Below are 868 nucleotides of genomic sequence, written 5' to 3' on the forward strand. Positions count from 1 at the left end.
GGCCGGGGGACCGTCAGGCGCTTGCCCGTCGTTAGTCGGGCAACAGTTGCGTTGACATATAACAATAACGCGCGCGGTTCGGGAAACCAATAGCGGCATTGGCTGCAACCGCGGCGGTGACGCTCCTTTGATGGCGAGCCGCCGTCGGTCCCGGGTAAACAGAGCATGTGACGCACATCATTTACGGGGCGGCGCACTCCGGGCGAAATCTCTTTACCGGGGCCCGTTCACTCTCGTGCCCCCGTGAATGACGCGTTCGGCGTTTCGAACGCGGATGTGGTGGTGAAATGCGCCAGCTGACACGTATCCACGGCCTCTCCCGCAGCCCGGTCTTCGGCCTGCATCCACGTCTCCGGCGGTCCGTGCGCGGACCCTGCCCTGAGTGCGTTGCCGTCGTTCCGGTCGCCGGCGAGGGGGACGGGAGCTACGGCCACGATTCCTTCATCCGCTCTGCGCCCGGCCCCGTGCCGTTCCACTGACCGCTATGCTGCTTCTCGACGCACTCAGTCCCGCCCCGCGCACGGTGCGCATGTACGTGGCGGAGAAGAATCTCGCCCTGCCGATGCGGCAGGTGGACGTGTTTGCCGGCGAGAACCGCCGGCCACCGTATCTCGCGCACAACCCGGCCGGGCAGACCCCGGCACTGCTGCTGGACGGCGGCACCTGCATCGCCGAGTCGGTGGCGATCATGGAATATCTGGAAGAGCTGCATCCCGACCCGGCGCTGATCGGTGCGACGGCCGGCCAGCGTGCCGAGACGCGCCAGTGGCAACGGCGTGTCGAGCTCAACATCACCGAGAACATCCACAATGCCTACCACTATGCCGAAGGGCTGGCGCGCTTTCGTGACCGGATTCCGGTCGAGCCC

1 protein-coding gene is annotated in these 868 nt (G+C 66.2%); it reads left to right on the plus strand.

All coding sequences use genetic code 11. The features are described from left to right. Positions 1 to 484 precede the first annotated feature (484 nt). Positions 485 to 868 (plus strand): glutathione S-transferase family protein (locus G7A99_RS21855; protein WP_205599997.1); only part of this gene is annotated, 384 nt, incomplete at its 3' end.

This window comes from Arhodomonas sp. KWT (genome assembly GCF_010993615.1).